A 24,852-nucleotide genomic window follows, 5' to 3' on the forward strand; every position below is an offset into this window, starting at 1 on the left:
CCCTTGAGGCATGTAGACCACGCGAACTGATGGCCCGCTGTGGCCTAGGCACGAGGTGGGAACAGGACCGTGAAAAAATTTGGACTTCTTTTGGTGGCAGTGGCGTTGGCCCTGCCGTTTGTGTGGTGGCCACAAATCGCACAAGGCCGTGACGGCATAGCGCTGTTTAGTCAGTATCTCGGTCTTGGTGCGCTGATTGCCATGGCGTTTTCTCAAGTGATTGCCACCCGTTGGCCCGGCGTTGAATTGATCTTCGGCCCAATGGATCAAACATATCGTCTGCACAAATGGCTGGGCATTGGCTCCATGGTGGCCATCCTGCTGCACGACACCATTGATGCCGAAATGAAAGGGCTGGGCCGCGAAACCATGTTGGTGGAGCTGGCGGAAACCCTGGGTGAGATCAGTCTTTATGGCCTGCTGATGCTTGTGGTGGTTACGGTTGCGACCTTCATTCCCTATCACCTGTGGAAATGGACGCACCGCTTCATTGGCATCTTCTTCTTGTTTGGCGCCTTCCATTATCTCTACATCCTCAAGCCGTTCAAAAACGGCGACCCGCTGGGCCTCTACATGTGGGTGGTCTGCATCATCGGCACGGTTGCCTATGTCTGGACCTCCGCGCCACGGGGGATGCGGCCGCGCAAGCACTACAAAATCACTGCGGTGACTCAACAGGGCGAGGCCATAGCCGTGGACATGAAGGCCACCGGTCGCCCACTGCGTCACCGTGCGGGTCAGTTTGCTTTCTTCCGGTTTGCCGGTGCGGGCCTGAATGAGCCACATCCCTTCACCATCTCCTCCGCGCCGTCGGATGATGGGTCTCTACGCATCACTGTTGCGCCTCTGGGAGATCTGACCAACCGCGTGTCGCGCAGTCTCGCCGTGGGGCAGGCGGTGCAGACAGACGGTCCCTATGGACACTTCGGCCGTGCCAAAGGTGCGCAAGTCTGGATTGCCGCCGGCGTCGGTGTGACGCCCTTTGTCGCGCTGGCACAGGCCCTGCCAACAGACGCCGCGCCGGTGACTTTGGTTTACTGTGTGCGCAACAAAACCAATGCGCCCCATCTGGCGGAACTCGAAGCGCTGGCCGGCAAAAAGTCAAACCTGACACTGATCCTGTGGCAAAGCGCGGATCAAGGCCGCTTCTCCGCCGCCGCGTTGCCTGATCTTGTCCCCGACTTATCAAACTGCAAAGTCCTGTTCTGCGGCCCGGTCCCCATGCGTCGAACCCTGTCCAAGGATCTGCCAAAGCACGGCATCTCTCAACGCAGCTTCCACTACGAGGCGTTTGAGATTCGCACCGGCATTGGCATCCGTCGTTTGGCTGAATGGCTGTGGCAGCGACATCAAGCGCGCAGCGCAGGGTAGCGAAACCAATGGCCTAGGCGGTTCCGGAAATTTGAAGCAACCATTGGTTGACTTGTGAATCAATCTCAGCGAGCATGGGTGTACTCAATTCTATTCATGCTGATTGCCGCCACTCACGCTATTTCCCAATCAGCATGCCATGCCCCGCTCACGGGACGTCAAACACATTGGTGTGGCTGCGTCACATAAAAAAGGCTGGAGTTTCACCACCCCAGCCCCTGTGCTTTTGTACGGTCAGATCCCCCTTTAGATCGCGGCTTTCAGGCTCTCGTCCAGATAAATCTCACGCAGACGTGTTGCAATTGGCCCCGGGGTGCCATCGCCCAACGACACGCCGTCAATCTCTACCACCGGCATCACAAAGGCGCTGGCAGAAGTTGTAAACGCCTCATCAGCCCCCTGTGCTTCCTCAACGGTGAACAGGCGCTCTTCGATCTTGAGCTGCGCTTCGGCTGCCATACGCAGAACCGCCTTACGGGTGATCCCATGCAGGATGTCATTGCTCAATGGCCGGGTCACAATCACGCCATCCTTCACAAAATACGCGTTGTTGGAGGTGCCCTCGGTCACATAGCCATCTTCCACCAACCAGGCATCATCCGCACCGGCCTTCTTGGCCATCATCTTACCCATAGACGGATACAACAGCTGCACAGTCTTAATGTCGCGACGGCCCCAGCGGATGTCCTCAATCGAGATGATCTTGGCACCCTTTTTGGCCGCAGGGTTGTCCGCCAGTCCAGGTTTGTTCTGCGTAAACAGCACGATGGACGGCGGTGTGTCCTCAGATGGGAAGACAAAATCGCGGTCGCCATCGCTGCCACGTGTGACCTGCAAATAGATCAGGCCTTCAACAATGCCGTTCTCTTCCACCAGCTTTCGGTGGATCGCCAGAAGCTCGTCCTTGCTGCACGGTTCTGCCATCTCCAGCTCATCCAGCGAACGCTTCAAACGCACCGCGTGGCCGTCAAAGTCGATCAGCTTGCCGTCCAGCACTGAGGTCACCTCATAGACCGCATCCGCCATCAGAAACCCACGGTCAAAAATCGAAATCTTGGCGTCTTCTTCCGGCAGGTAGTCGCCATTGACGTAAACAGTGCGGCTCATGTGTCTCTCCTAGCAATCTGCTGCTTTGTCGGGTGCGCTGCACCACAGGTCAAGCGTGTTTCGAAATCTCAGGTGTCAAACCAACCGGTTTGCAACGGGTGTGCCCAATCCGGGCGGTTATTCCTCTGCGCCAGATCCACCATCCGGCTGGCATCATAGGGCACACGTCGCAGCGACATGTCCCATTCCGTGTTGCGCCGCTCCATCAACGCAAATCGCGCCGCCGGATCGCCGCTTTGCACCACATGTGGCACTGGCGTGACATCGTCATAAGCGGGCAACCCCACACTTCCGGGATTGAGCACCACCGCGCCGCTCGCCAGTTGTATGATGCGTGGCAAATGGGTGTGGCCACACAACAGTACCTGTGCCTTCGCTGGCGCGGTCGCCGCCAACTCTGCCACCGCAGATCCGCCGCGGTCCACCACGTCTCCCTGCGGCGTCACATCATGCAACCAATAGGTCTCGTCGCTGTCCGGCGTGCCATGACACAGGAACACATCCTCAATCAAAGCTGCCGCTGGTAGCGCTGCCAGCCAGTCTTTATGCACTTCCGTCAGCTGCGCCGCCGCCACCGCATCTGAGGGCCCGAGGGTCTCCATTGCGCGCAGCACATAGCGATCATGGTTGCCGTGCACAGAGATCATGTCATCCCGCGCCATGACCTCGTCCAGCGTCTCAGCTGCCGCCAAGGGACCGCTGACATGATCGCCAAGATTCAAAATGCGGGAACACCCCAGCCGATCAATCTCGGCAAACACCGCCCGCAACGCATCCACATTGCCGTGGATATCGGAAATTACGGCCCAGCGGTCCTTCATGGCTTAGCCCCAAAGCGCTGCGCTTGGCGGATGCACGCCGTCTTCGTCAAAGGTCAGCGGCGTATCGCGGTCTTCGGCCAGCAACAACGGCCCGTCCAGATCGGTGACCATCGCGCCTTGTGCCACCAGCGTCGCCGGCGCCATCGCCAAGGACGAGCCGACCATGCAACCCACCATCACCTTATAGCCTTCCGCCAAAGCCGCCTCTCGTAGTTTGAGTGCCTCGGTCAAGCCGCCGGTCTTATCGAGCTTGATGTTCACAACATCATATTTGCCTTTGAGCTTGGACAGGGTTGAGCAATCATGCGCGCTTTCATCCGCACACACCGGCACCGGGCGCTCCATGCCAATCAAGGCGTCATCGTCACCGGCGGGCAGCGGTTGCTCCACCAACGCCACACCAAGCCGCACCAGATGTGGTGCCAGATCAGCATAGACCTCAGCAGACCAGCCCTCGTTGGCGTCTACAATGATGGTGGACTTTGGTGCACCTGCGCGCACGGCCTCAAGGCGGGCCATGTCATCCGGTGTGCCCAGTTTGATTTTGAGCAGCGGTCGATGGGCGTTTTTGGCCGCCTGCGCCTGCATCTCAGCAGGTTCTGCCAAAGACAGCGTATAAGCGGTGATCTCTGGGCCCGGCTTTGGCAATCCCGCCAGTTCCCACGCGCGCTTACCGGCTTTTTTGCACTCCAGATCCCAGAGCGCACAGTCCAGCGCGTTGCGCGCCGCGCCCGCTGGCAAGGTATAAAGCCCTTGGCGTGTCACCGGACCTTTGACGCTTTCAATCAACTGTGTGACATTTTCCAATGTCTCACCGTAACGCGCATAAGGCACACATTCGCCCCAGCCCACATGTCCGTCTTCCTCGACCTTAACGGTCAGAACTTTGGCTTCGGTGCGCGAACCACGCGAAATGGTAAACACCTGCGCCAGTTTGAACACATCGGGGGTGACGGAGATTTGCATAAAACAGCCTTCATTTTTGGGGGCATTTCGAAACCTTATGACCGGCCGACAGGTCGGTCTGCGCCTGCCTGCCCCCCGGCAGGCGCATTTGCAACGTCGTATCATGACGAAGCGCTGCATTTTTTACGATGCTAATGAGAAAATCTCACGAAGCACAAGCGCCTACCCAGACAGGCGCAGACCTTTCAGCTCACAACGCTTCCAGCGCATCCACCAGCTTACCCGCACCAAAGCGGAACGGATCGGTTGCGGGCAGGCCCATTTCGGCCTCTACCTCCGCCAGATAAGTTTTGGCCTCGTCTTCACCCATGTGTTGGGTGTTGACCGATACGCCGACCACCTGACAGGCCGGATTGCCCACTTGGGCCAGCGGCAACGCCATTTCGCGCAGCTGCGTCAGGCTTGGCAGGTCATAGTCGGGCAGGCCGCGCATGTGATCGCGGGTGGGTTCATGTGCCAGAATCAACGCGTCCGGCTGGCCGCCATGGATCAACGCCATGGTCACACCGGAATAAGACACATGGAACAGGCTGCCTTGACCCTCGATGTGATCCCAGTGATCCGCGTCATTGTCTGGCGTCAGCCATTCGACAGAGCCCGCCATAAAGTCGGCAATCACCGCGTCCAATGGCACGCCATCCCCAGTGATTAGGATGCCGGTCTGACCAGTGGCGCGGAAGCTCGACTTCAAGCCACGCTTGCGCATCTCCGCATCCATGCACAGCGCCGTGTACATCTTGCCGACGGAACAATCTGTGCCCACGGCCAGCACCCGTTTGCCGCTGCGCTTTTTGCCATTGGCAATTGGGAATTCCACCTCTGGCACCCGCACATCGTGCAACTTGCGTCCGGTGGCTTCGGCAACCGCCACAAGATCAGGCTCGTCGCGCAGCAGATTGTGCAGGCCAGAGGCCAGATCAAAACCTTCTTCCAGCGCCATCACCAGGACTTTTTTCCACTCCTGGGAGATCACGCCACCGCGGTTGGCCACGCCGATTACCAGTGTTTTGGCGCCAGCTTCACGGGCGTCCACGAGGGTCATGTCGGTCAATCCCATGTCAGCTTTGCAGCCCTCCATGCGGAATTGTCCCACGGCGTTGTCTGGACGCCAGTCTTTGATGCCCTGCGCAACTTTGGCGGCCAGTTGGTCCGGTGCATCGCCCAAGAACAGAAGGTATGGAGTTTCGATCATCGCGCGTCCCTTTTGTGTGATCCCCAATGGAACGCAAAGTCTACGCGCAAGAATGTGGATCAGGTTCTCAAATGTTGCTGACTTTTGGCCAATGTGTGCAAATTTCTTCGAACATTGACCGATTAAACGAAAGGAATTTGCTGCACATGCAAGAAATTGGCACCTCCGCTAAACAGTCGCATTACCGATGCTATACCGACGTGTAATTGCTCCAAGGAATGCTGCGATGCGGCGAAATTAATGCCGCGCGCGCACAATTTACTTGCGGTTAGGTGCGCAACTTCCTAACAATCAGCGTCAGAAAAACGTAACATCCTTACTTAGAGAGTGACGTCATGAGCTTCCGACTTCAGCCTGCCGCCCCCGCCCGTCCCAACCGCTGCCAGCTGTTTGGCCCGGCGTCCAACACCAAGCTTTTTGCCAAAATGGCGGCATCGGACGCGGATGTGATCAACATTGACTTGGAAGATTCCGTGGCGCCGTCAGATAAAGATGTGGCGCGTGCCAATGCAATTGAGGCAATCAATTCAATTGATTGGGGGAAAAAGACCCTGTCGGTGCGCATCAACAGCTTGGACACCCCATACTGGTACCGAGATGTTGTTGATCTGTTGGAGCAGGCGGGCGAGCGCCTTGATCAGATCATGATCCCCAAGGTGGGTTGCGCCGAAGACATCTACGCCGTGGACGCTTTGGTCACAGCAATTGAAGCCGCCAAAGGCCGCAAAAAACGGATTGCCTTTGAGGTCATCATCGAATCAGCTGCCGGCATCGCCCACGTAGAAGCCATCGCCGCATCCTCCCCACGTCTCCAAGCCATGTCCCTCGGCGCCGCCGACTTCGCCGCATCCATGGGGATGCAGACCACTGGTATTGGTGGCACGCAAGAAAACTACTACATGATGCATGAAGGCCAGAAGCACTGGTCTGATCCATGGCACTGGGCACAGGCCGCAATTGTGGCCGCCTGCCGGACCCACGGCGTGCTGCCGGTGGACGGTCCGTTTGGCGACTTTTCCGACGACGAAGGCTACATCGCGCAGGCCAAACGCTCCGCGACGCTAGGCATGGTGGGCAAATGGGCAATCCACCCAAAGCAGATCGGGCTTGCCAACGAGGTCTTCACCCCATCTGAAGGTGCTGTGTCCGAAGCGCGTGAGATCCTCGCAGCGATGGAGCAAGCCAAAGCCAACGGCGAAGGTGCGACCGTTTACAAGGGGCGCTTGGTCGACATCGCGTCGATTAAGCAGGCAGAAGTGATTGTGGCTCAAGCTGAGCTCATCGCCTCTAGCTAATTTTAAGTCTCTAATATTAAGCCAAAAAAGCGCCTGCAACCATTTTGCCTGCGGGCGCTTTTTACGCCAAACGTCAGCTTAGGCGCGCTCGTCTTTGGGAGAACCCATCACCACATAACTGGTGATCGAATGCACCTGTTCCACAGTGCCCAGAACTTCGGTGTGAAAGCGCTTGTACGACGGCAAATCGGCCGCCTCAACACGCAGCAGATATTCCACCTGTCCAGTGATGTTGTGACACTCTCGGACCTCCGGCGCCAAAGCCATCGCCCGCTCAAAGGCCAGTTGCGAGTCCTTGGTGTGTTTGTTGAGGCCGACGGTGATGTAGGCGACAAACCCGGTTCCCAACGCTGCGCGGTCCAGTACCGCGCGATAGCCGGAGATGACCCCTGACCTCTCAAGCGCTGCAACCCGCCTCAAGCACGCTGATGGGGACAGCCCAACTTTCTCCGCCAGTGCCAAGTTGCTCATGCGGCCATCCTTGGAGAGTTCGCGCAATATATGTTCGTCAATCTGGTCAAGGTTCGTCATAAGTTGCAACAATACTGAACTCACGCACAAAAACGCAACTCAAATGCGCATGGTTTGCGCCAAACTTTGAGCATGACATATGATATCCTAACCGCTCTTCTCCTGTTTGCCTTTGTGTCTTCGATCACACCAGGACCAAACAATCTCATGCTTATGGCCTCCGGTGCCAACTTTGGTTTTGCCCGCACCATTCCTCACATGCTGGGCGTCGGAATTGGCTTTGTGGTGATGGTCGCCTTGGTGGGTATTGGGTTGATGCAGGTGTTTGACAACTATCCGATTGCCCACACAGTATTGGCAGTTGCGTCTGTCACATACCTTCTCTGGTTGGCCTGGAAGGTCGCTAACGCTGGCGCGCCTGACGAAGGGGAAGGGACGGGTGGCACCCCGATGACTTTTGTGCAGGCAGCTATGTTCCAATGGGTGAATCCAAAGGCGTGGACCATGGCGCTTACCGCCGTCACACTTTATGCGCCGGATCGATCGCTGACAGCTGTTCTTCTAGTGTCTGCTGCTTTTGGAGCTGTGAATCTCCCCTGTGTGTCCAGCTGGACAGTGCTAGGCCAACAAATGCGGCGTTGGTTGACGTCGCCGGCACGACTGACAGCCTTCAACTGGACCATGGCGGGTTTGCTGGTTCTGTCTCTGTACCCTGTGGTCGCACCCATAGTGGCGCAGGGGTAAACTACCTGCCGATCTGAGTTAAGCCAGACCTGCTGTTGGTCACTGCCCCGTTGCAATTCTTGCCAGTCATCGTCATATAGCCTTGTCAAGAAACCAGTGTGTGGAGTGCACAATGACCAACTATCTCGACTTCGAAAAACCGCTTGCAGAGATTGAGGGCAAGGCCGAAGAACTGCGGGCGCTTGCGCAGCAGAACGAAGAGATGGATGTCAAAGATGAAGCCGCAGCGCTGGATCGCAAAGCGGCGGAGTTGCTCGAAGAACTCTACAAAGATCTGACCCCTTGGCGGAAGTGCCAGGTGGCGCGCCACCCGGAGCGCCCGCATTGCCGTGACTACCTCAATGAGCTGTTCACAGATTACACACCACTGGCGGGTGACCGAAACTTTGCCGATGACCTTGCCGTTATGGGCGGTTTGGCGCGTTTCAACGATCAACCGGTTGTGGTGATTGGCCAGGAAAAAGGCCATGACACCAAGTCGCGAATTTCCCACAATTTTGGCATGGCGCGCCCTGAAGGCTACCGCAAAGCTGTGCGTCTGATGGAAATGGCGGATAAGTTTGGCTTGCCGGTGGTGACGCTGGTGGACACGGCTGGTGCTTACCCCGGCAAGGGCGCAGAGGAGCGCGGACAGTCTGAGGCCATCGCACGCTCAACTGAAACATGTCTGCAAATTGGTGTGCCGTTGATATCCGTGATCATTGGTGAAGGTGGCTCCGGCGGGGCTGTGGCCTTTGCCACCGCGAACCGAGTCGCAATGCTAGAGCACTCTGTTTATTCGGTGATCAGCCCAGAAGGCTGCGCGTCGATCCTGTGGAAGGACAGCACCAAGATGCGTGAAGCCGCGGAAGCATTGCGTGTAACGGCGCAGGATCTGGAACAACTGGGTGTGGCAGATCGCGTGATTGCGGAACCAAAGGGCGGGGCGCACCGTGACCGTGAGGCGACCATGCAGAGTGTTGCCACTGCAATTGAGGCTATGCTCGGTGAATTGGGTGAGATGTCTAAAGAGGACCTGGTGGCAAACCGTCGCAAAAAATTCCTCAACATTGGGTCCAAAGGCTTGGCTGCTTAAGGCCACCTCCATACCGCCATGTGCAAAGAATAGCTCCGATGAAGGATTACCTCTGTCGGGGTTTTTTTCCAGGTATTTGCGGGCGCGGCAAAATACGGAGCGCTTAACCGCGCTTCTGCCCCCAATGACCAGGCATATTGCCGGGAAAGGTCGGCGCACGTAGCTTTGACAGGGCGCCAAGTGGGCCAGACATCATCTTACCGAGGGGACTGTTGTTAAACTGCGCTTTGGTTTTTTCAAACTGCATAACATTTTCAATGCGTCGGTCCAAAAACGCCCATGTGGCCGTATGGCCGTCGCTGTCATCTCCCAACCAAAAAAGCACCGTCGCAGAGTAGACCGCAGAAAGAGTCGCGCGTTTGGAGTACCAATTGATGTCTTGCGAGGTGTCGCCAATGGCGTTCCAAATGGCATCCGCTGTGCCCCAGATAAGCTGCGCACCTGCTGCTGCGTGTTGGGGCAGGGCAAAGAGAGTGCTGCCCCGTCGCACGATTTCCCGGTCCGGGCAGAGCTCCAGCCGTGTGCGGACGGCAAAAGTGATCTTTTCGCGGATTTTCATCTCGGAAAGCGCGTCTTCAGTTAGGGCAGAAACCATCTGAGAATCACCCCGCTTGTGGTAGGCGACTGCCAGATCGACCGCCCCACGCGGGCACAGTGCCTTCCCAACGGTTGCGTCTACATCACTGTCATTGACGGCGGCCACAAATGTTGCCTCAGACCAACCATCAAAGGGCACATGCATCTCTGCAGCGTCCAAAAGGCGGGAAATGACGTCTGTCTGCGGTGTCTCTGACATGGCGGGACTCGCTTTGCGATGAGGGTGTTTTGCCCATACTAGACAAAGTGCAGGGGAGTTGCTATACGCGCGCTTCCTGCAATTTCATTGCAACTCAAACTTAGAAAGGTGGTGAAAACCACATGCAGGTTAGTGTTCGTGACAACAATGTCGATCAGGCGCTCCGCGCTCTGAAGAAAAAGCTGCAGCGTGAAGGCGTATTCCGCGAAATGAAGCTCAAGCAACATTTCGAGAAGCCGTCCGAGAAAAAAGCACGCGAAAAAGCTGAAGCGATCCGCCGTGCCCGTAAACTGGCACGTAAGAAAGCACAGCGCGAAGGTATGCTCTAAGCACATCTTTTCCAGCTTTGGACACAAGAATTGACACCCCCATGGCCCGGCCATGGGGGTTTCTCTTTTGTTGTCGCGACAGATTTTGTGCTTACATGCGTGTAACCACCGAGCAGAGGCTCACAAGAGAGCAGGACAGGAACTAAAATGAAGCGCACCTTTGGTTCGTTTGTGTTTGTGTTGGTCGCAGGCGCCATCATAGGAGCGCTCTACGGCCTCATGATGAATGAAATTCTGGACCGAAATTGGGGGCTTAAGGCGCCCATTCGTGGTGCGGTCCGTGGCATGGTCGTCGCGTCGGTCGCGGTCGTGCTTGAGGTCTGGATCAGTAACAGTGCCATCGGCCGGTGGCAGCGCAGCGTAAAATTCCGCCGCGGCGTGGCTTTGCGCGTGATCATCACCTGTTTGATCATTTATGTCGCTTTGGCAGGATCGCACCTTGTGTTGATCGCCGACAAGGAAATCTACGTGCAGTGGATCCAAAGCGGGTTTGCACCAGATTTCCTGTTTGCTCTGGGTGCAGGGGTGGTCATTCAGGTCATGTTACAGGCGCGACGTTTGATCGGCGGGCGTACACTGACCTATTTTCTGTTGGGACGATATGCGCGGCCGACAGAAGAACGCCGGATTTTTGTGCTGGCTGACCTCAAGGATTCAACATCCATAACGGAGAAGCTGGGTGATCAGAAGGCGCTGGAACTCATCACAGGGGTGTTTTTGGATATTGACCCCGCGATCAAGAAACACCGTGGTGTGATCCACAACTACGTGGGTGACGAGATAATCATGAGCTGGTTGGATCGTGGGCCAGATGGGAACATGCGGCTGCTCAAATGTATCGATGAGATTTTTCAAACTTTGTCGGTGCGTCAGGCACATTACCTTAAGAAATATGGAGTGGCGCCAACACTGCGCCTAGGGATTGCTGGCGGGCCTGTTGCTGTGGGCGAGTGTGGCTGGGAAAAACGTCAGGTGGTCTACATTGGTGACACAATCAACAAGGCCAAACGTATGCAGGAAGCCTGTAAGCGCCACGATCTCTCGGTCATTTTGGATGCGGAAACGGCGCGTGGCATCACCATGCCAATGGGCATCGGTATTGATGTGGTGGAAGAGGCCACCCTGCGTGGCCGGGCCGAGGCTACAAAAATGCTGACTCTTACCGGGCCAGACGGGACCGCTTTAGAAGCGCTCCCGTCGATGTCTGCTGCTGTCTAACAGTTATTTGCCAGACTTACCTTTGGCCGCTGCTGCACGCGCCTTGTTCTTCTTGCTGTTACTTTTGCCTTTAGGGGGCGGTGGACCTTTTTGCGCGCGAGCGGGCTTGGCTTCGCTCAAGGCACCGTCAGCCATGGCCTTGCGGCGCGGGGCTGCATCGCCACCTGGTTTGGGCTTGCTAAATTTTGCGGAGGACTTTGGCTTTTTGAAGCGCGGGGCCGCATCGTCGTTCCAGTCTGTGGGTGGAGTGGATTTCCCACGCTTGGCACCGCCAGCGGGCTTTTTGCCCTTATTATCGCCAAATTTTTCCGATTTTGGCTTGTCGTAAGTAGGCCGATCGTCCGATGATTTCCCGCGATAAGGGCGGTCCGAGTTGTCCTTTTCGAACTTACCGCCGCCGGGATGTTCTTTGCGTGGACCTTTGCTCTTGTTGTAAGGCTTGCGATCGCCACCCTCGCGTGGGGCACGAGCAGGTCCACGATCAAAGACTGGATCGCTGTTCATTTGTGCCAGTTTGGCACCCTCTTCCAACGTCATGTCTGGGCCAACTGCAGCCAAGAAACCCGCAACACTGCTTTCGAGAACTTGCACGTAACTTTCAGACTGATTGATGCGGATGGCACCAATGTCATCTTTGGTCAGATCGCCAGCTTTACACAGCATGGGCAGCAGGCGGCGAGGTTCGGCGTTTTTGTCGCGGCCACCCTCAATGGAGAACCACACGCTTTTGCCAAAGTCTTTGCGCGGCGTGGGCTTCGCGTCGGAGGCAGAGATTTCTTCCGGTGCGGAATGTTTGGAATTGTAAAGGCGCAGGTAGGCTGCAGCCACTTGCTCCGCACTAAATGTTCCAAGTAAAGATTCAATTAGAGGCGTTTCGGACTCTGTGATGTCCACAGTCCAATCGGGATCGGCAAACATGCGGGCGTGGTCTTGCGTGCTGACTTCTTCTGCGGAAGGTGCGCCAGACCATTCGGCGTCCAATTTGGCAAAGCGCAACAGGCGTTCGGCTTTATTGCGTGACTTGCGAGTCACGATCAGCGCTGAGACACCCTTGCGACCGGCACGGCCAGTGCGGCCGGAACGGTGCAGCAAGGTTTCGTGGTTGTTTGGCAGTTCCGCATGCACCACCAGATCAAGGTTGGGCAAATCGATGCCGCGGGCGGCCACATCGGTGGCGACACACACGCGCGCACGGCCATCACGCATGGCTTGCAGTGCGTTCGTGCGCTCTGATTGGGACAGTTCGCCGGACAAAGACACAACCTGAAAACCGCGATTTGAGAGGCGCGTGGTCAGGCGCGCCACCATGGCGCGGGTGTTGGCAAACACAATCGCGTTCGGGGCTTCGTAAAACCGCAAGGTGTTGATCACGGCGTTTTCGCCATCCCGATCCGTCACCGTCATGGCGCGGTATGTGATGTCGGCGTGTTGCTTTTCTTTGGATTTGGTTTCCACACGGATGGCATCGCGCTGATAGTTTTTTGCCAGCTGCGCAATCATTTTTGGCACGGTGGCAGAGAACAGCAGCGTCTGACGATCCTCAGGAACCTGTTCCAGAATGAACTCCAGCTCTTCGCGGAAACCCAGGTCCAGCATTTCGTCCGCTTCATCCAGCACGACGGCGCGGACATCAAGCAGGTCAATGGAGCCGCGATCGATATGGTCCCGAAGGCGCCCCGGCGTCGCAACAACAATGTGCGCCCCGCGTGCAAGCGCCCGACGTTCATCGCGCATGTCCATGCCACCAACGCAGGAAGCGACTTTGGCGCCAGCCTGCGCATAAAGCCAAGTGAGTTCGCGTTTCACCTGAAGCGCAAGTTCGCGGGTTGGGGCAATGATCAATGCAAGCGGTGCACCCGCTTGCGGAAAGCTATTGGCTTCGCCCAAAAGTGTGGAGGCAATGGCAAGGCCAAAGCCAATGGTTTTGCCGGAGCCGGTTTGGGCGGAAACCAGAAGGTCTTTGCCTTCTAGGTCCGGGTTCATGACGGCTTCTTGAACCGGCGTCAGTTTTTTATAGCCTTTTGCGTCCAGCGCGGCTTGGATTGCTTGTTTCACAGTGATGTCTACTTTGTATCAGAGGGGTGCCAGCGTGACGGCGTCGGCGGGCTCCCTCAAACTCTGAACCGCTCTCAACATCATATGTGGCAAGAAGCGCAGCGTTTAGCCCAATTTTTTAGGCATGTATAGGGCTGTGACAAAAAGCGTTAACAAGGATGTGAGGTGAAAGTTTCCGACATTTTGCGCCGTACGGTTTGAAACCGTCGAGAAAGCCTTAAGTTAACAGAAATCACTCATGCACAGGGCGCGATCACATGACCGACACATACACTCCTCCAAAAGTTTGGACTTGGGACTCCGAGAGCGGCGGTAAATTTGCCAACATCAACCGCCCCATAGCTGGGTCCACCCACGACAAAGACCTATCGCGTGGCAAACACCCGTTCCAACTCTATTCGCTGGCCACGCCCAACGGGGTAAAAGTCACCGTGATGTTTGAGGAGTTGCTGGAAGCGGGGCACACAGGTGCTGAGTATAACGCCTTTCTGATCAACATCGGCGAGGGAGATCAGTTTTCTTCCGGGTTTGTGGATGTGAACCCAAACTCCAAGATTCCGGCACTGATGGATGTGAGTGGCGACAAAGAAGTGCGCGTGTTTGAAAGCGGCGCGATCCTTTTGCATCTCGCCGAGAAATTTGATGCCTTCCTTGGGCCAAAAGACAATCGCGCCGAGATGATCAGTTGGCTGTTTTGGCAGATGGGCAGTGCGCCGTATCTGGGTGGTGGCTTTGGTCACTTCTACGCCTATGCCCCGGAAAAATGGCAATACCCAATCGACCGGTTCTCCATGGAAGCCAAGCGTCAGCTGGATGTGTTGGACCGTCAATTGGCAGAGAACACCTATATCTCTGGTGAAGAATACACGGTGGCCGATATGGCGATTTGGTCGTGGTATGGGCAATTGGTGCTTGGGCGACTTTACGACGCGGCGGAGTTCCTTGATGTCGCGATCTACAAAAACGTGGTGCGCTGGGCGGAAGCCATTGATGCCCGTCCAGCGGTGAAACGTGGCCGCATGGTGAACCGCGCGTGGGGGGAATTGAACGAACAACTTCGCGAGCGCCATGCTGCGGAAGACTTTGAGACACGCACTCAGGACAAGCTCGAGCCAGAGGCCGCTGAATAAGGGGCGCTGCCCCTGTCACATCGACTATGTGACACCTCCGGGATATTTGGGGAATGAGAGGAACGGCGTCGCCCAATTGGGGCGACGCCTTTTTTGTGCCCGACACAATGATTGCATTGCTGCGGTGGCACTTCTCCTTTCAGTTTGGGCGAAACATAGGAGTAGTGTGCAAATGTCGTGGTCTGAGATTTTGACGTTTTCTTTGGTGGCCAGCCTATTGGTGATGTCTCCGGGCCCCAATGGGGTTTTGATCGCCAAGACAGTGCCGACGTCCGGCCGCGCTGCAGGATTTGCGAACGTCGCGGGATTTGTCACGGCATTCTACGGGCATGGGATTCTATCCGTTCTCGGAATTTCCGTGCTGCTGGTTCAGTCCGCAGTGGCCTTTTCAGTCGTGAAATATGTGGGTGCCGCCTACCTGTTTTGGATCGGACTCAAAGCACTTATGGCCGCGTGGCGTGGCGCTGAAGTTACGCTCGAAGTCACGCCATCCAGGAGCAGACGAACCTTATGGAAAGCCTTTGGTGAAGGTGTACTGACCAATGGATTGAATCCTAAGGTGTCGATGTTTTACCTGGCGGCATTCCCGCAGTTTTTGTCCATACCAGACGCCTCTGCCGCCTCCGCTTTCACTCTGGTTACTTTACACGCCACGATCAATGTTGTGTGGTTTTGTGCGATGGTCTTGCTATTGGCGCGCCTCACAGACGTCGCAAAAAGCGGCCACTTTCAACGCGTGCTGAAAGCTGTGACCGGCGCGGTATTTGTTGGCTTTTCTGTCAAGCTGGCAACGTTGCGGGCCAGCCTTTGATGAGGTGGCTCTAACCGTCCGCTAGCATCATCTCCGCTGCCTTCTCTCCAATCATAATGCAGGGTGAGTTGGTGTTGCCGCTGGTTATTTTGGGCATCACAGACGCATCCACCACACGTAGGCCACCAACACCGCGCAGGCGCAGTTCCGCGTCCAGTGGCGCGGCGGAGTCCTTGCCCATGCGCACAGTTCCGGCCGGGTGAAAAATGGTGGTGCCGATGTCTCCTGCGACCAGCGCCAGTTCTGCATCATCTTGTGCGGCTATGCCGGGTTTCATCTCCTCCGGCGCATATTTGGCCATTGGGCCCTGCGCCATAATGCTGCGCGCTTGCCGGATCGCAGCAACGGCTGTTGCGCGGTCTCCTTCCGTGGAGAGGTAGTTGGGTGCAATTTTTGGTGCGGTGTTTGGATCGGGGGATGTGATCGCAACAGTGCCTCTGCTCTCCGGGCGCAAGTTGCAAACACTGGCTGTGATGGCCGGGTAATCGTGCAAGGGCTGTCCGAAAGCTTCCAGAGAAAGGGGCTGCACGTGGTATTCAAGGTCCGGCGTGGCCACATCGGGACGAGACTTGGTGAAGGCCCCAAGCTGACTGGGGGCCATCGACATCGGTCCGCTGCGTTTTAGAACGTATTCCATGCCAATTTTTGCTTTGCCAAATAGGGAGTTGGCCATGGTGTTGAGCGTTTTGGCTCCGTCGAGTTTCCATGCACAACGCAGCTGCAAATGGTCTTGCAGATTGTTGCCAATCTCCGGTTGATCGTGCTGAACGGCAATGCCGTGTCGCTGCAACAAGGTGCCAGATCCTAAGCCGGAGAGCTGCAAGATTTGCGGCGAATTCACAGCACCTGCCGAAAGGACAACATCCCCTCCGCAGCGTGCTTGATGCAACGTGCCGTTCTGACGATACTCCACGCCAACCACTTTGCCGCCTTCGATCAGAAGCCGCGTGGTGTGGGCGTGGGTTTCGATTTTGATGCGGCCGTCCTTTTGAGGTCGTAGGAAGGCCTTAGACGTGTTCCAACGAAACCCTTTGTGCTGGTTCACCCTAAAATAGCCAACCCCTTCATTGTTGCCGCGATTGAAGTCATTTGTGCGCGGCACGCCCATGGCTTCGGCAGCGGACATCCAATCGTCCAACACATCCCATTGCAGGCGTTGATTGTTGACGTGCCAGGGGCCGCCCACGCCGTGCATATTGGATGGGCCATCCATGTAATCTTCGGACTTCTTGAACAGCGGCAGTACATCGTCCCAGGACCACCCTGGCAATCCCATTTGTCGCCAGCCGTCATAATCCGCCGCTTGCCCGCGCAAGTACAGCATGCCGTTGATGGAAGAGCAGCCACCCAGCACTTTGCCACGCGGATAAAGTAGCTGTCGGCCATTCAAGCCTCGTTCCGGCGCCGTCTTATACATCCAATCAGTGCGAGGGTTGCCGATACAATAGAGGTAGCCCATCGGGATATGAATCCAGTGGTAGTTGTCTTTGCCGCCCGCCTCCAAAAGCAACACACGTCGCCCTCCTTGCGCAAGCCGCGCCGCGACAACACAGCCTGCGCTGCCTGCACCTACAACGATGTGATCCCAATCCATTTTGCTCTTCCCCTCGCTCCGCTGATGAGAAAACGGCGAAGCGACGGGTAAGTCAATTCATTTGTCTGACATTTGTAGTCGCGTCGTCCCTGCGGGTACGCGCGCGCGGATTTTCTGGTGCTCCAGGCGTCCAATGCCAGGCGGTGAGATCGCTTTCAGAGGGTTTCTGCGTGAAGGAATGGTGAGATTTGGTTGAATGTACGTTTAAACTGGCAACGCGGTGGTTTTGAAGACGGTCCGAAGGGCAAAACTGGATTGCATCTGTGCCACACCGGGCAATCGGGCCAGGTGTTGACGGTGGATGCGGGCAAAATCGTCGGTGTTTTCTGCCACAACTTTCAGGATGTAATCTGCTGTGCCAGCCATGAGATGACATTCCAGAACATCGGGAATGCGCGACACAGCCTTTTCAAATGCGTCGAGCACCTCATCGGCTTGACCGGAGAGCGTGATCTCGACAAACACAGTTGTGGGTACATTCAGTTTGCGCGGATCCAACAGCGCGACATAATCTTTGATGTACCCGTCTTTCTCCAACCGGTGCACGCGGCGGTGACAGGCGGACTGGGACAGGTTTACGCGCTCCGCAAGCTCGGCGTTTGAAATCCGACCTTGCTTCTGGAGAACCGTGAGTATCCGACGATCTGTTTGGTCAAGTGACATATAGCGAAAGCTCCTTGCGCGTTTGAATACAGTATTCGAAGGTTCTTGCAATCGCGAGTTCTTAAACTGCCTAAATTTCAAGCAACTTCAGGCCGAAGCTGCCTAAGCTGAACTTAGATTCAATTTGGAGACGGCGCATGAAAATCGGTTGCCCCACAGAAATCAAACCTCAGGAATTCCGCGTCGGTATGACGCCAGACGCCGCGCGGGAAGCGGTTAATCACGGTCACGAAGTGTTGATCCAGTCGGGCGCCGGTATTGGTGCCGGCTTCACGGATGAAGACTACGTCGCAGCTGGTGCCAAAATGATCGGCACCGCTGAAGAGGTCTTTGCCCAAGCCGACATGATCGTGAAGGTGAAAGAGCCACAGGCGGTGGAGCGCAAAATGCTGCGCGAAGGCCAGCTGCTGTTCACTTACCTGCACCTCGCACCAGATCCTGAGCAAACCGTGGATCTGCTGAAAAGCGGCTGCACGGCGATTGCGTATGAAACAGTGACTGACGATCGTGGTGGCTTGCCATTGCTGGCGCCTATGTCTGAAGTTGCCGGTCGTCTTGCGCCTCAGGTCGGGGCCTACACGCTGCAGAAAGCCAACGGCGGCCGTGGCGTGTTGATGGGCGGCGTGCCCGGCGTGGCCCCGGCAAAAGTTGTCGTGATCGGTGGCGGTGTTGTTGGCACCCACGCGGCAAAAATCGCTGCGGGCATGGGGGCCGATGTCACTGTATTGGATCGGTCTTTGCCACGTTTGCGGTATCTCGATGACGTTTATGGCGGCACTTTCAAAAACCAGTATTCTACTGCTGGCGCGACTGCCGATTTGGTACGTGAGGCCGACATGGTCATTGGTGCGGTTCTTATTCCTGGCGCCGCCGCTCCGAAACTTGTGTCACGTGCGCAGCTGTCTGAAATGAAGCCTGGCGCAGTGCTGGTGGATGTGGCGATTGATCAGGGTGGGTGTTTTGAAACATCCCGTGCCACCACCCATGCCGATCCGATCTACGAAGTCGATGGCATCATGCACTACTGTGTGGCCAACATGCCGGGCGCAGTTGCGCGTACGTCCACACAGGCGCTTGGCAATGCAACGCTGCCATTCTTGCTCAACCTGGCGAACAAAGGCTGGAAGCAGGCGTGTGAGGACGATCCGCATTTGCTTAACGGTTTGAACGTACACGCCGGTCAATTGACATATTATGCTGTAGGCAAAGCACTGGGCATTGACGTGATTTCGCCTTCTCTTGCGCTGAAATCCTAAGGGCTCATCCCCTCAAACAATGGCTGCAGCGCCTTTAGCCGTGCTGCAGCAAACTCTGTGAAGGCCCGCACGCGCGGGACGCGCCTCAAATCTGCGTGGGTCAAAATCCACAGTGGCGCCTGTGTAAACAACGGCAGGCCAGGCACCCGCGCCAACTGCGGATCGGTATCCCCCAAGAAGCATGCCATGCGCGTTGCGCCTATACCTGCACGGGCCGCTCCAATTGCCGCGCTCATATCATCTACTGTCAGACGTGTATTCAAGTTGGGCCGCGCTGCTTTGATCTCAGCCGGCGGACCTGGCCAATGTGCAAATCGCACCCAATCAAGTGGCTCTTCTTCACCGCCTTCGCGGGCCAGTAGATCGTGGTTGGCGTACACCGCGCCTTTGAGATCGAACAACCGCCTGCCAACCAGCGTATCCGGCGGTGTTTTTGCAAACCGTATGGCCACATCTGCTTCGCGCCGAGCGAGGTTTAATGTGTCGTTGGTGGCAATCAGAGAGAGTTCGATGTCGGGATGCTTGGTGACAAAATCCCCGACAATGCGCGCCAACACACGCTCGATGATTAACTCAGATGCGGTAACCTTCAATGTGCCGCTGATAGTTGTGTCTCGAGCGGCAATTTGACGGTCTAAACCGCGCTCCAAATCAGACATCACTTCAGCAGTGCGCACTGCCTCCAAGCCGGATTCCGTGGGCACGTAACCGCTGGCCAACCTGTCAAACAGCCGGGTTCCAAGCGCGTCCTCGGCGGAAGTAATGCGACGGGCCACGGTGGCATGGTTCACGCCCAAGGCGCGTGCAGCCCCACTGGTTCCGCCGTGTCGTGCGGTTTCCAGTACAAATTTCAGATCATCCCAGTTCAACATAGGGTGATCATATTTGCACAAGTGATGTGCGGCAATGGCCATTTTCAATCAGGGCAAGGAGCTTACTTATGCAAGCACATGTTAAGGAGACCAAAATGACCGCATACGCATTTGTGAATTTGACAATCACCAACCCAGATAGCTTTGCCGCTTACCGCGAGAAAGCTGGCGCGGCGTTGAAAAAGCACGGGGGTGCCCCCTTGGAAGTCTCCAAACAGCCAGAGGTTATCGAAGGCACAGCGCCGGCCCCGAGTGTTGCGGTGATATTAACATTTCCGGACCGTGGTGCTGCCAAAGCTTGGATTAATGATCCGGATCTGGCCGAAGTTCACGCACTGCGCGAGGGCTCTGGCACCTCCAACATAACGCTTCTCTAATCCAACAAAAAAGGCGGCCAGTTGGCCGCCTTTTCGTACGTCTTTACGCTTAAGCTTCGCGTTTGATTTCCACGGTGTGTGGGTACGGGATAGATATGCCGTCATTGTCGAAGGCTTCCTTGATCGCCTGCGTTAGGCCAAATTTCAGTTCCCAATAGTCTTCCGCAACACACCAAACGCGCATGGTAATATCGACGGAGCTGTCCCCCAGATTGGTGACACGTGCCCAGGCCTCTGGATCTTTCATCACACGCTCGTCGGCGTTGGCTGTGTCCAGAATGATCTGCTTGGCTTTGTCTGCGTCGTCACCGTAGTCAATGCCAAAGACCACGTCCACGCGGCGGGTTTCGTGCGCGGAGAAGTTGGTGATAACCGATCCCCAGGCCTGGCCATTTGGAATGATGATCTGAACGTTGTCAGGCGTTACAAGCTCGGTCACAAAAAGGTTCAAATCTACAACTGTGCCAGCTGTGCCACCCACGTCGACGTACTGTCCAATCTTGTATGGACGGAACAGGATAAGCATGAAACCTGCCGCGAGATCTGCAAGTGTGCCCTGCAAAGCGAGGCCAATGGCCAATGTCGCCGCGCCCATCATCGCCACAAGCGATGTCGCCTCGATGCCAAAGATGCCGAGAATGGCAATCAGCACCACCAATAGGATCACCCAGCGCACAATACTGGCAGCAAAATTGCCAAGTGTTGCATCAATTTCTGGCGTTTTGTTCACACGGTTACGCACCATACGGCTGATCGCGCCTGCGACCATCCAGCCGATGATCAGCACCAGCAGTGCTTTGACTGCGGTGATCAGCAAGGGACCAAAGCCCTGTGCCTGTTCTACAATGGATTCCAACGGACTTCCCCCGATTTACGTGCCCTTTTTGGGCGATTTTTTAACGTGTTGGCTCTGCGCTGACGCACAGTAACATGCACCCTATCGCACAAACAGAGCGGTAGCGGGATGGGAAAAGCTGCTTATCTATCCCCTTAGGACCGCGACAGGAGAGAAATCATGACAACTGTTACAGATCACCCAATCAACAGCCGATGGGCGGCACAAGACCCAAGTGTTTTGCAGCTTTATGCCTTTCCAACGCCAAATGGCGTGAAAGTGTCGATCATGCTGGAAGAGATTGGGCTGCCCTATGAGGCGCATTTGGTCACGTTGGGTGATGCGGATGTCAAAAGTCCGGAGTTTCTGGCTCTGAATCCTAACAACAAAATTCCGGCCATCATTGATCCTGATGGTCCGGAGGGGTCGCCACTCAGCCTGTTTGAGAGTGGTGCAATCCTGATCTACCTGGCCGAGAAAACCGGCAAGTTGATTGGCAGCACGGCAGCAGAGAAATACGAGGTCATCCAATGGGTCATGTTCCAGATGGCCGGGGTTGGCCCGATGTTTGGTCAGTTAGGGTTCTTCACTAAGTTTGCGGGCGCAGAGATCGAGGATTCACGCCCTCGTGAACGCTATCAAAATGAGTCCAAGCGCCTGTTGTCTGTTTTGGAGAAACAGCTGGAAGGCCGTGATTGGATCACGGGTTCATATTCGATTGCGGATATTGCCACCGCGCCCTGGTTGCGTGCATTGGATTACTACGGCGCCAAAGACGCAGTGGGTTGGGAACGCTATCCCAACGTGAACGCCTACCTTGAGCGGTTCTTGGCGCGCCCCGCGGTGCAGGTTGGACTGATAACGCCTGCCATTCCAGAATAAGCAGAGGAGGGGGAGCTCAGGCTCCCCCTTTTGACTAGGTCTCAGAGCGGATACTGTCTGCGATCTTTTCGCCAATCATAATGGTTGGTGCGTTGGTATTGCCGCCAATCAATGTTGGCATCACCGACGCGTCCACAACTCGTAGGCCTTCGACGCCACGTACACGGCACTCTGTGTCCACCACTGCCAAGTCATCCACGCCCATTTTGCAAGTCCCGACCGGATGGTAAATTGTATCTGCGCGCGCGCGAATGTCCGCTTCCCAGGCCGTATCAGAGCCGTCGTGTTTGTAGTAGCGCTCGCCGCGCCAACCTTCGAGTGCGCTGTCTTCCATAATGCTGTTGAGGGTCTTTATCGCTGTCTTCATCACTTGCAGATCACGGTTGTCTTGAAGAAAACAGGGGTCGATTTTGGCGGGCTTTGAAGGATCAGCTGAGCGCAAAGTCACAGTACCCCGGCTGTGTGGTCGCAGAACGCAGACATGGCAGCTATAGCCATAGGGAAGGTGCATCTTTCGGTTGTGATCATCCACAATCCCCACCACGAAGTGCAATTGAATGTCAGGTTTATCCAAACTGGGATCGGTTTTAAAAAATGCGCCACTTTCGGCAAAAGGCGAGGCAAAAAGCCCGGTGCCTGTCTTGCGCCACCGTATTGCCGCCTTGGTCATTTTTAGCAAACCGGAAGGCGTCAGCCCCAAAGTGTCTTTCTTCTTGTTGCGATAGCTTAGAATGTGGTCGAGGTGATCCTGAAGATTTTGCCCCACGCCGGGCAGATCATGCACCAACGTGATACCGTGTTTCTCGACCTCTTCGCGCGGCCCAATGCCTGACAGCAATAACAGCTGCGGGGAGCCAAACGCGCCACTGGACAGAATGACTTCTTTCCTGGCTTTAATGGTTTCGACGGTGCCGTTGCGTTCAATTTCCATGCCCGCGGCGCGGCTTTTCTCAAAAACAACCTTCCGCGCAAGCGTTTTGGTATAGACCGTTAAGTTCGGGCGATGCAGGCTCTCACGCAGGTATGCCGCTGCTGCAGAGCAGCGTTCGCCTTTGTGATCACCGTCAAAGAATTGTGTGACCTGATACTGACCTGCACCTTCCTGCTCCGGCCCGTTAAAATCCGTGTTGGTGCGAATCTGATGCGCGTTGCAGGCGGCGATGAACGCTTCGTTGATGGCCCGTGGCTCAGCCTGGTCCCCAACCTGCAGCGGCCCACCGTCGCCATGCAGGTCATCGGCCCCACGTTGGTTGCCTTCCGATATTTTGAAGTACGGCAGAACGCTGTCCCAATCCCAGCCGTCACATCCGAGTTTAGCCCAGTCATCGTAATCGGACTTATGGCCTCGGATATACAGCATGGCGTTGATTGCGGAGCTGCCACCCAACGCTTTGCCGCGCGGCTGAAACCCCCGCCGATTGTTAAGCTGCTTTTGGGGAACTGTCTTGAGCGCCCAGTTGTTGATCTTGGGGCGGCCTGAAACCATCGCTGCGATCATCGCAGGCGCGCGGATGAAGATGTCTTCGCCTTTGCCGCCTGCTTCAAGTAAACAAACTTTGGTGTTTGGATCTTCGCTGAGCCGTGCAGCAAGCACACATCCCGCAGAGCCACCGCCGACGATGATGTAGTCAAATTCCATGCCACCCTCCTATGCCAACCTTTAGCCTAGGAGGGGGCAAATTCACCAAGCAAGTCTAACGCGACGTAACCGCGCAGCAATTGCTGAACAGATTAGCCGTTTGCCAGTTCGCTTGTCAGAACGTAGCGAAGGATTTCAACAACCTGTGCAGGTTCCTCCGCCACGGCCAAAGCCGCAGCATGCACTTCCTTGAGCGCGTGTTGCTGATCTGGCAGCGACAACACAATGATCGATTTTCCGAGCGCTGCGGCATAGCCAGCATCAAAGGCCGCGTTCCATTGGCGGTATTTTTCGCCAAAGCGCACCACAACCACATCCGCGTCTTCGATGCCTTTTCGAGTGCGAATGGCATTCACCATCGCACCTTTGTGGTCGTGCCAATATTTGTTCTCTTCGGCACCGAGTATAGCAACACCGCAATCATCTGACGCGCCGTGATCGGTCACAGGGCTGTTGAAGGTGACGTTGAGACCAGCGGCGCCTTCGATGATTTGTTCGCGCCAGTCGGTGTGAATTTCGCCGGACAGGTAAACGTTTAGGCTCATGGGGTATCCTCTCTTGCTTGCGCAAGGTCATACCCTGTCCGGCGCTGCGCTCCAATCCCTCACGACTTGAAGCAGTTTCAAATGCCGCCGGTCAAAGCTTGCGTGCCACCAAGTAGCGGCTGGGTGGGTCCGCTGGAAAGTTGCCGCTCTCAATGATCCGAAATCCAGCATCCGTCACGGAGCGCTCCAGCTCAGCAATCGAGAAAAACCGTACAAACGGCGCTTTGCCAAAGAACTGCATCAATGGGATGGCAGTCTTGAGCAACCGAAATTTTAACGACTGCATGTTTTCACTCAGGCACGGCGTCTTGCTAATAAAGAGTCCACCTGGTTTTACGCGCTTGGCCACTTCTACCATTGCGATGTCTCCATCCTCCAAGAGATGGATCAGATTGTGCGCCATGACAACGTCAAACGGACCTTCCGGTGCGCTCTCCGGAGTGGCTTGTACCAGCCGGATGTTCTTGGTGCCTGCTTTGTTGACCCGTTCTCGGCCAACTTCCAACATGCCACCAGATACATCTGTCGCCACCAATTCGGCCACGTCGTCCGCCAGTTGGATGGCCGTGGCCGCTGTTCCGCACCCCAGCTCCAGGGCCACGTCGGTTTCTTTGAGGTAAGACCGTGTCCGGCCCAGCGTATACTCATACGCCTGCATATCACTGATCGGGGATTTGGCATATTTCTGCGCCGCCCCGTCCCAAAACTTCGCTGCTGCTTGCATGGTCGTTCTCCTTTCGACCCCATAGATACTTATGCGTGAATGCAATATAAATTGCCGAAATTCGCAGCATTGATATACGTATTT

At 56.0% G+C, this 24,852-nt stretch carries 25 protein-coding genes; 11 read left to right on the forward strand and 14 right to left on the reverse strand.

Features of this window, described 5'->3' with window-relative positions; translation table 11 throughout:
* Positions 1–69 precede the first annotated feature (69 nt).
* Complete coding sequence (locus QOL67_RS08630; protein WP_283425573.1) at positions 70–1,371, forward strand: ferredoxin reductase family protein; 1,302 nt, start codon at positions 70–72, stop codon at positions 1,369–1,371.
* Between the two features lie 246 nt (positions 1,372–1,617).
* On the opposite strand, the gene QOL67_RS08635 is transcribed toward QOL67_RS08630, so the two are convergent.
* The 4 genes from QOL67_RS08635 to dgcN all read right to left on the reverse strand — a co-directional run bounded on the left by QOL67_RS08635 (position 1,618) and on the right by dgcN (position 5,457).
* The gene (locus QOL67_RS08635) at positions 1,618–2,478 is read right to left on the reverse strand and encodes a D-amino-acid transaminase (protein WP_283425574.1); all 861 of its coding nucleotides are present in this window, start codon (positions 2,476–2,478) and stop codon (positions 1,618–1,620) included.
* 68 nt (positions 2,479–2,546) lie between these two features.
* Positions 2,547–3,299, reverse strand: a complete 753-nt coding sequence (locus QOL67_RS08640; protein WP_283425575.1) for a metallophosphoesterase family protein — start codon at positions 3,297–3,299, stop codon at positions 2,547–2,549.
* 3 nt (positions 3,300–3,302) lie between these two features.
* The gene (dgcA, locus tag QOL67_RS08645) at positions 3,303–4,265 is read right to left on the reverse strand and encodes an N-acetyl-D-Glu racemase DgcA (RefSeq protein ID WP_283425576.1); all 963 of its coding nucleotides are present in this window, start codon (positions 4,263–4,265) and stop codon (positions 3,303–3,305) included.
* Positions 4,266–4,455: 190 nt separating this feature from the next.
* On the reverse strand, positions 4,456–5,457 hold the full coding sequence (gene dgcN, locus QOL67_RS08650) for an N-acetyltransferase DgcN (RefSeq protein ID WP_283425577.1): 1,002 nt from the start codon (positions 5,455–5,457) through the stop codon (positions 4,456–4,458).
* A gap of 335 nt (positions 5,458–5,792) precedes the next feature.
* Between dgcN and QOL67_RS08655 the strand changes: the two genes are divergently transcribed.
* Positions 5,793–6,752, forward strand: a complete 960-nt coding sequence (locus QOL67_RS08655) for an L-malyl-CoA/beta-methylmalyl-CoA lyase (RefSeq protein ID WP_283425578.1) — start codon at positions 5,793–5,795, stop codon at positions 6,750–6,752.
* Positions 6,753–6,830: 78 nt separating this feature from the next.
* Here QOL67_RS08655 and QOL67_RS08660 read toward each other — a convergent pair whose 3' ends face one another.
* A complete protein-coding gene (locus QOL67_RS08660; protein ID WP_283425579.1) occupies positions 6,831–7,283 on the reverse strand; it encodes an Lrp/AsnC family transcriptional regulator in 453 nt (150 codons plus the stop codon).
* 72 nt (positions 7,284–7,355) lie between these two features.
* Between QOL67_RS08660 and QOL67_RS08665 the strand changes: the two genes are divergently transcribed.
* On the forward strand, positions 7,356–7,967 hold the full coding sequence (locus QOL67_RS08665) for a LysE family translocator (RefSeq protein ID WP_283425580.1): 612 nt from the start codon (positions 7,356–7,358) through the stop codon (positions 7,965–7,967).
* Positions 7,968–8,079: 112 nt separating this feature from the next.
* Positions 8,080–9,042 (forward strand): acetyl-CoA carboxylase carboxyltransferase subunit alpha, encoded by a 963-nt coding sequence (locus tag QOL67_RS08670; RefSeq protein WP_283425581.1) that lies wholly within the window; start codon positions 8,080–8,082, stop codon positions 9,040–9,042.
* Between the two features lie 103 nt (positions 9,043–9,145).
* Here the strand turns inward: QOL67_RS08670 and QOL67_RS08675 are convergent, their stop codons facing one another.
* Complete coding sequence (locus QOL67_RS08675) at positions 9,146–9,838, reverse strand: COQ9 family protein (RefSeq protein ID WP_283425582.1); 693 nt, start codon at positions 9,836–9,838, stop codon at positions 9,146–9,148.
* 122 nt (positions 9,839–9,960) lie between these two features.
* On the opposite strand from QOL67_RS08675, the gene rpsU reads away from it, so the two are divergent.
* Positions 9,961–10,167, forward strand: coding sequence for a 30S ribosomal protein S21 (gene rpsU, locus QOL67_RS08680; RefSeq protein ID WP_008207378.1), 207 nt, complete (start codon positions 9,961–9,963; stop codon positions 10,165–10,167).
* A gap of 147 nt (positions 10,168–10,314) precedes the next feature.
* Positions 10,315–11,385: an adenylate/guanylate cyclase domain-containing protein gene (locus QOL67_RS08685; protein WP_283425583.1), complete on the forward strand. Its 1,071-nt coding sequence runs from the start codon at positions 10,315–10,317 to the stop codon at positions 11,383–11,385.
* A 3-nt stretch (positions 11,386–11,388) separates the two neighbouring features.
* Here the strand turns inward: QOL67_RS08685 and QOL67_RS08690 are convergent, their stop codons facing one another.
* Entirely contained in the window at positions 11,389–13,440 is a 2,052-nt protein-coding gene (locus QOL67_RS08690; protein ID WP_283425584.1) for a DEAD/DEAH box helicase, read from the reverse strand.
* A gap of 257 nt (positions 13,441–13,697) precedes the next feature.
* On the opposite strand from QOL67_RS08690, the gene yghU reads away from it, so the two are divergent.
* Positions 13,698–14,570, forward strand: coding sequence for a glutathione-dependent disulfide-bond oxidoreductase (yghU, locus tag QOL67_RS08695; protein WP_283425585.1), 873 nt, complete (start codon positions 13,698–13,700; stop codon positions 14,568–14,570).
* Between the two features lie 172 nt (positions 14,571–14,742).
* Positions 14,743–15,381, forward strand: coding sequence for a LysE family translocator (locus QOL67_RS08700; protein WP_283425586.1), 639 nt, complete (start codon positions 14,743–14,745; stop codon positions 15,379–15,381).
* Between the two features lie 10 nt (positions 15,382–15,391).
* Here the strand turns inward: QOL67_RS08700 and QOL67_RS08705 are convergent, their stop codons facing one another.
* A complete protein-coding gene (locus tag QOL67_RS08705; protein WP_283425587.1) occupies positions 15,392–16,975 on the reverse strand; it encodes a GMC family oxidoreductase in 1,584 nt (527 codons plus the stop codon).
* 204 nt (positions 16,976–17,179) lie between these two features.
* On the reverse strand, positions 17,180–17,638 hold the full coding sequence (locus tag QOL67_RS08710; protein WP_283425588.1) for an Lrp/AsnC family transcriptional regulator: 459 nt from the start codon (positions 17,636–17,638) through the stop codon (positions 17,180–17,182).
* Between the two features lie 137 nt (positions 17,639–17,775).
* Between QOL67_RS08710 and ald the strand changes: the two genes are divergently transcribed.
* Positions 17,776–18,894, forward strand: a complete 1,119-nt coding sequence (gene ald / locus QOL67_RS08715; protein ID WP_283425589.1) for an alanine dehydrogenase — start codon at positions 17,776–17,778, stop codon at positions 18,892–18,894.
* On the opposite strand, the gene QOL67_RS08720 is transcribed toward ald, so the two are convergent.
* Positions 18,891–19,766: a LysR family transcriptional regulator gene (locus QOL67_RS08720; RefSeq protein ID WP_283425590.1), complete on the reverse strand. Its 876-nt coding sequence runs from the start codon at positions 19,764–19,766 to the stop codon at positions 18,891–18,893. The two genes, ald and QOL67_RS08720, sit on opposite strands and share 4 nt — an antisense overlap.
* Positions 19,767–19,861: 95 nt before the next feature.
* On the opposite strand from QOL67_RS08720, the gene QOL67_RS08725 reads away from it, so the two are divergent.
* Complete coding sequence (locus tag QOL67_RS08725; protein WP_283425591.1) at positions 19,862–20,143, forward strand: DUF1330 domain-containing protein; 282 nt, start codon at positions 19,862–19,864, stop codon at positions 20,141–20,143.
* 49 nt (positions 20,144–20,192) lie between these two features.
* Here the strand turns inward: QOL67_RS08725 and QOL67_RS08730 are convergent, their stop codons facing one another.
* Entirely contained in the window at positions 20,193–20,999 is an 807-nt protein-coding gene (locus QOL67_RS08730; protein ID WP_283425592.1) for a mechanosensitive ion channel family protein, read from the reverse strand.
* Between the two features lie 159 nt (positions 21,000–21,158).
* On the opposite strand from QOL67_RS08730, the gene QOL67_RS08735 reads away from it, so the two are divergent.
* Positions 21,159–21,860, forward strand: a complete 702-nt coding sequence (locus QOL67_RS08735; RefSeq protein WP_283425593.1) for a glutathione S-transferase family protein — start codon at positions 21,159–21,161, stop codon at positions 21,858–21,860.
* Between the two features lie 34 nt (positions 21,861–21,894).
* Here QOL67_RS08735 and QOL67_RS08740 read toward each other — a convergent pair whose 3' ends face one another.
* The 3 genes from QOL67_RS08740 to QOL67_RS08750 all read right to left on the reverse strand — a co-directional run bounded on the left by QOL67_RS08740 (position 21,895) and on the right by QOL67_RS08750 (position 24,768).
* Entirely contained in the window at positions 21,895–23,499 is a 1,605-nt protein-coding gene (locus tag QOL67_RS08740; RefSeq protein WP_283425594.1) for a GMC family oxidoreductase, read from the reverse strand.
* 92 nt (positions 23,500–23,591) lie between these two features.
* Complete coding sequence (locus QOL67_RS08745; RefSeq protein ID WP_283425595.1) at positions 23,592–24,044, reverse strand: YtoQ family protein; 453 nt, start codon at positions 24,042–24,044, stop codon at positions 23,592–23,594.
* Between the two features lie 91 nt (positions 24,045–24,135).
* Positions 24,136–24,768 carry a class I SAM-dependent methyltransferase gene (locus tag QOL67_RS08750; protein ID WP_283425596.1) on the reverse strand — a complete coding sequence of 211 codons (633 nt, stop codon included), beginning with the start codon at positions 24,766–24,768 and terminating at the stop codon, positions 24,136–24,138.
* Positions 24,769–24,852: the final 84 nt, after the last annotated feature.

It is taken from the genome of Shimia sagamensis (genome assembly GCF_900182745.1).
Taxonomy (GTDB): Bacteria; Pseudomonadota; Alphaproteobacteria; order Rhodobacterales; family Rhodobacteraceae; genus Shimia; species Shimia sagamensis.

Excerpts from the sequence above, each read along its gene's own strand:
- QOL67_RS08635 (WP_283425574.1), bottom strand. The coding sequence starts at position 2,478 with ATGAGCCGCACTGTTTACGTCAATGGCGACTACCTGCCGGAAGAAGAC.
- QOL67_RS08725 (WP_283425591.1), top strand. The coding sequence starts at position 19,862 with ATGACCGCATACGCATTTGTGAATTTGACAATCACCAACCCAGATAGC.
- dgcN (WP_283425577.1), bottom strand. The coding sequence starts at position 5,457 with ATGATCGAAACTCCATACCTTCTGTTCTTGGGCGATGCACCGGACCAA.
- QOL67_RS08660 (WP_283425579.1), bottom strand. The coding sequence starts at position 7,283 with ATGACGAACCTTGACCAGATTGACGAACATATATTGCGCGAACTCTCC.
- QOL67_RS08675 (WP_283425582.1), bottom strand. The coding sequence starts at position 9,838 with ATGTCAGAGACACCGCAGACAGACGTCATTTCCCGCCTTTTGGACGCT.
- yghU (WP_283425585.1), top strand. The coding sequence starts at position 13,698 with ATGACCGACACATACACTCCTCCAAAAGTTTGGACTTGGGACTCCGAG.
- QOL67_RS08670 (WP_283425581.1), top strand. The coding sequence starts at position 8,080 with ATGACCAACTATCTCGACTTCGAAAAACCGCTTGCAGAGATTGAGGGC.
- dgcA (WP_283425576.1), bottom strand. The coding sequence starts at position 4,265 with ATGCAAATCTCCGTCACCCCCGATGTGTTCAAACTGGCGCAGGTGTTT.
- QOL67_RS08655 (WP_283425578.1), top strand. The coding sequence starts at position 5,793 with ATGAGCTTCCGACTTCAGCCTGCCGCCCCCGCCCGTCCCAACCGCTGC.
- QOL67_RS08735 (WP_283425593.1), top strand. The coding sequence starts at position 21,159 with ATGACAACTGTTACAGATCACCCAATCAACAGCCGATGGGCGGCACAA.
- QOL67_RS08740 (WP_283425594.1), bottom strand. The coding sequence starts at position 23,499 with ATGGAATTTGACTACATCATCGTCGGCGGTGGCTCTGCGGGATGTGTG.
- ald (WP_283425589.1), top strand. The coding sequence starts at position 17,776 with ATGAAAATCGGTTGCCCCACAGAAATCAAACCTCAGGAATTCCGCGTC.
- rpsU (WP_008207378.1), top strand. The coding sequence starts at position 9,961 with ATGCAGGTTAGTGTTCGTGACAACAATGTCGATCAGGCGCTCCGCGCT.
- QOL67_RS08685 (WP_283425583.1), top strand. The coding sequence starts at position 10,315 with ATGAAGCGCACCTTTGGTTCGTTTGTGTTTGTGTTGGTCGCAGGCGCC.
- QOL67_RS08665 (WP_283425580.1), top strand. The coding sequence starts at position 7,356 with ATGACATATGATATCCTAACCGCTCTTCTCCTGTTTGCCTTTGTGTCT.
- QOL67_RS08705 (WP_283425587.1), bottom strand. The coding sequence starts at position 16,975 with ATGGATTGGGATCACATCGTTGTAGGTGCAGGCAGCGCAGGCTGTGTT.
- QOL67_RS08640 (WP_283425575.1), bottom strand. The coding sequence starts at position 3,299 with ATGAAGGACCGCTGGGCCGTAATTTCCGATATCCACGGCAATGTGGAT.
- QOL67_RS08720 (WP_283425590.1), bottom strand. The coding sequence starts at position 19,766 with ATGTTGAACTGGGATGATCTGAAATTTGTACTGGAAACCGCACGACAC.
- QOL67_RS08750 (WP_283425596.1), bottom strand. The coding sequence starts at position 24,768 with ATGCAAGCAGCAGCGAAGTTTTGGGACGGGGCGGCGCAGAAATATGCC.
- QOL67_RS08710 (WP_283425588.1), bottom strand. The coding sequence starts at position 17,638 with ATGTCACTTGACCAAACAGATCGTCGGATACTCACGGTTCTCCAGAAG.
- QOL67_RS08745 (WP_283425595.1), bottom strand. The coding sequence starts at position 24,044 with ATGAGCCTAAACGTTTACCTGTCCGGCGAAATTCACACCGACTGGCGC.
- QOL67_RS08700 (WP_283425586.1), top strand. The coding sequence starts at position 14,743 with ATGTCGTGGTCTGAGATTTTGACGTTTTCTTTGGTGGCCAGCCTATTG.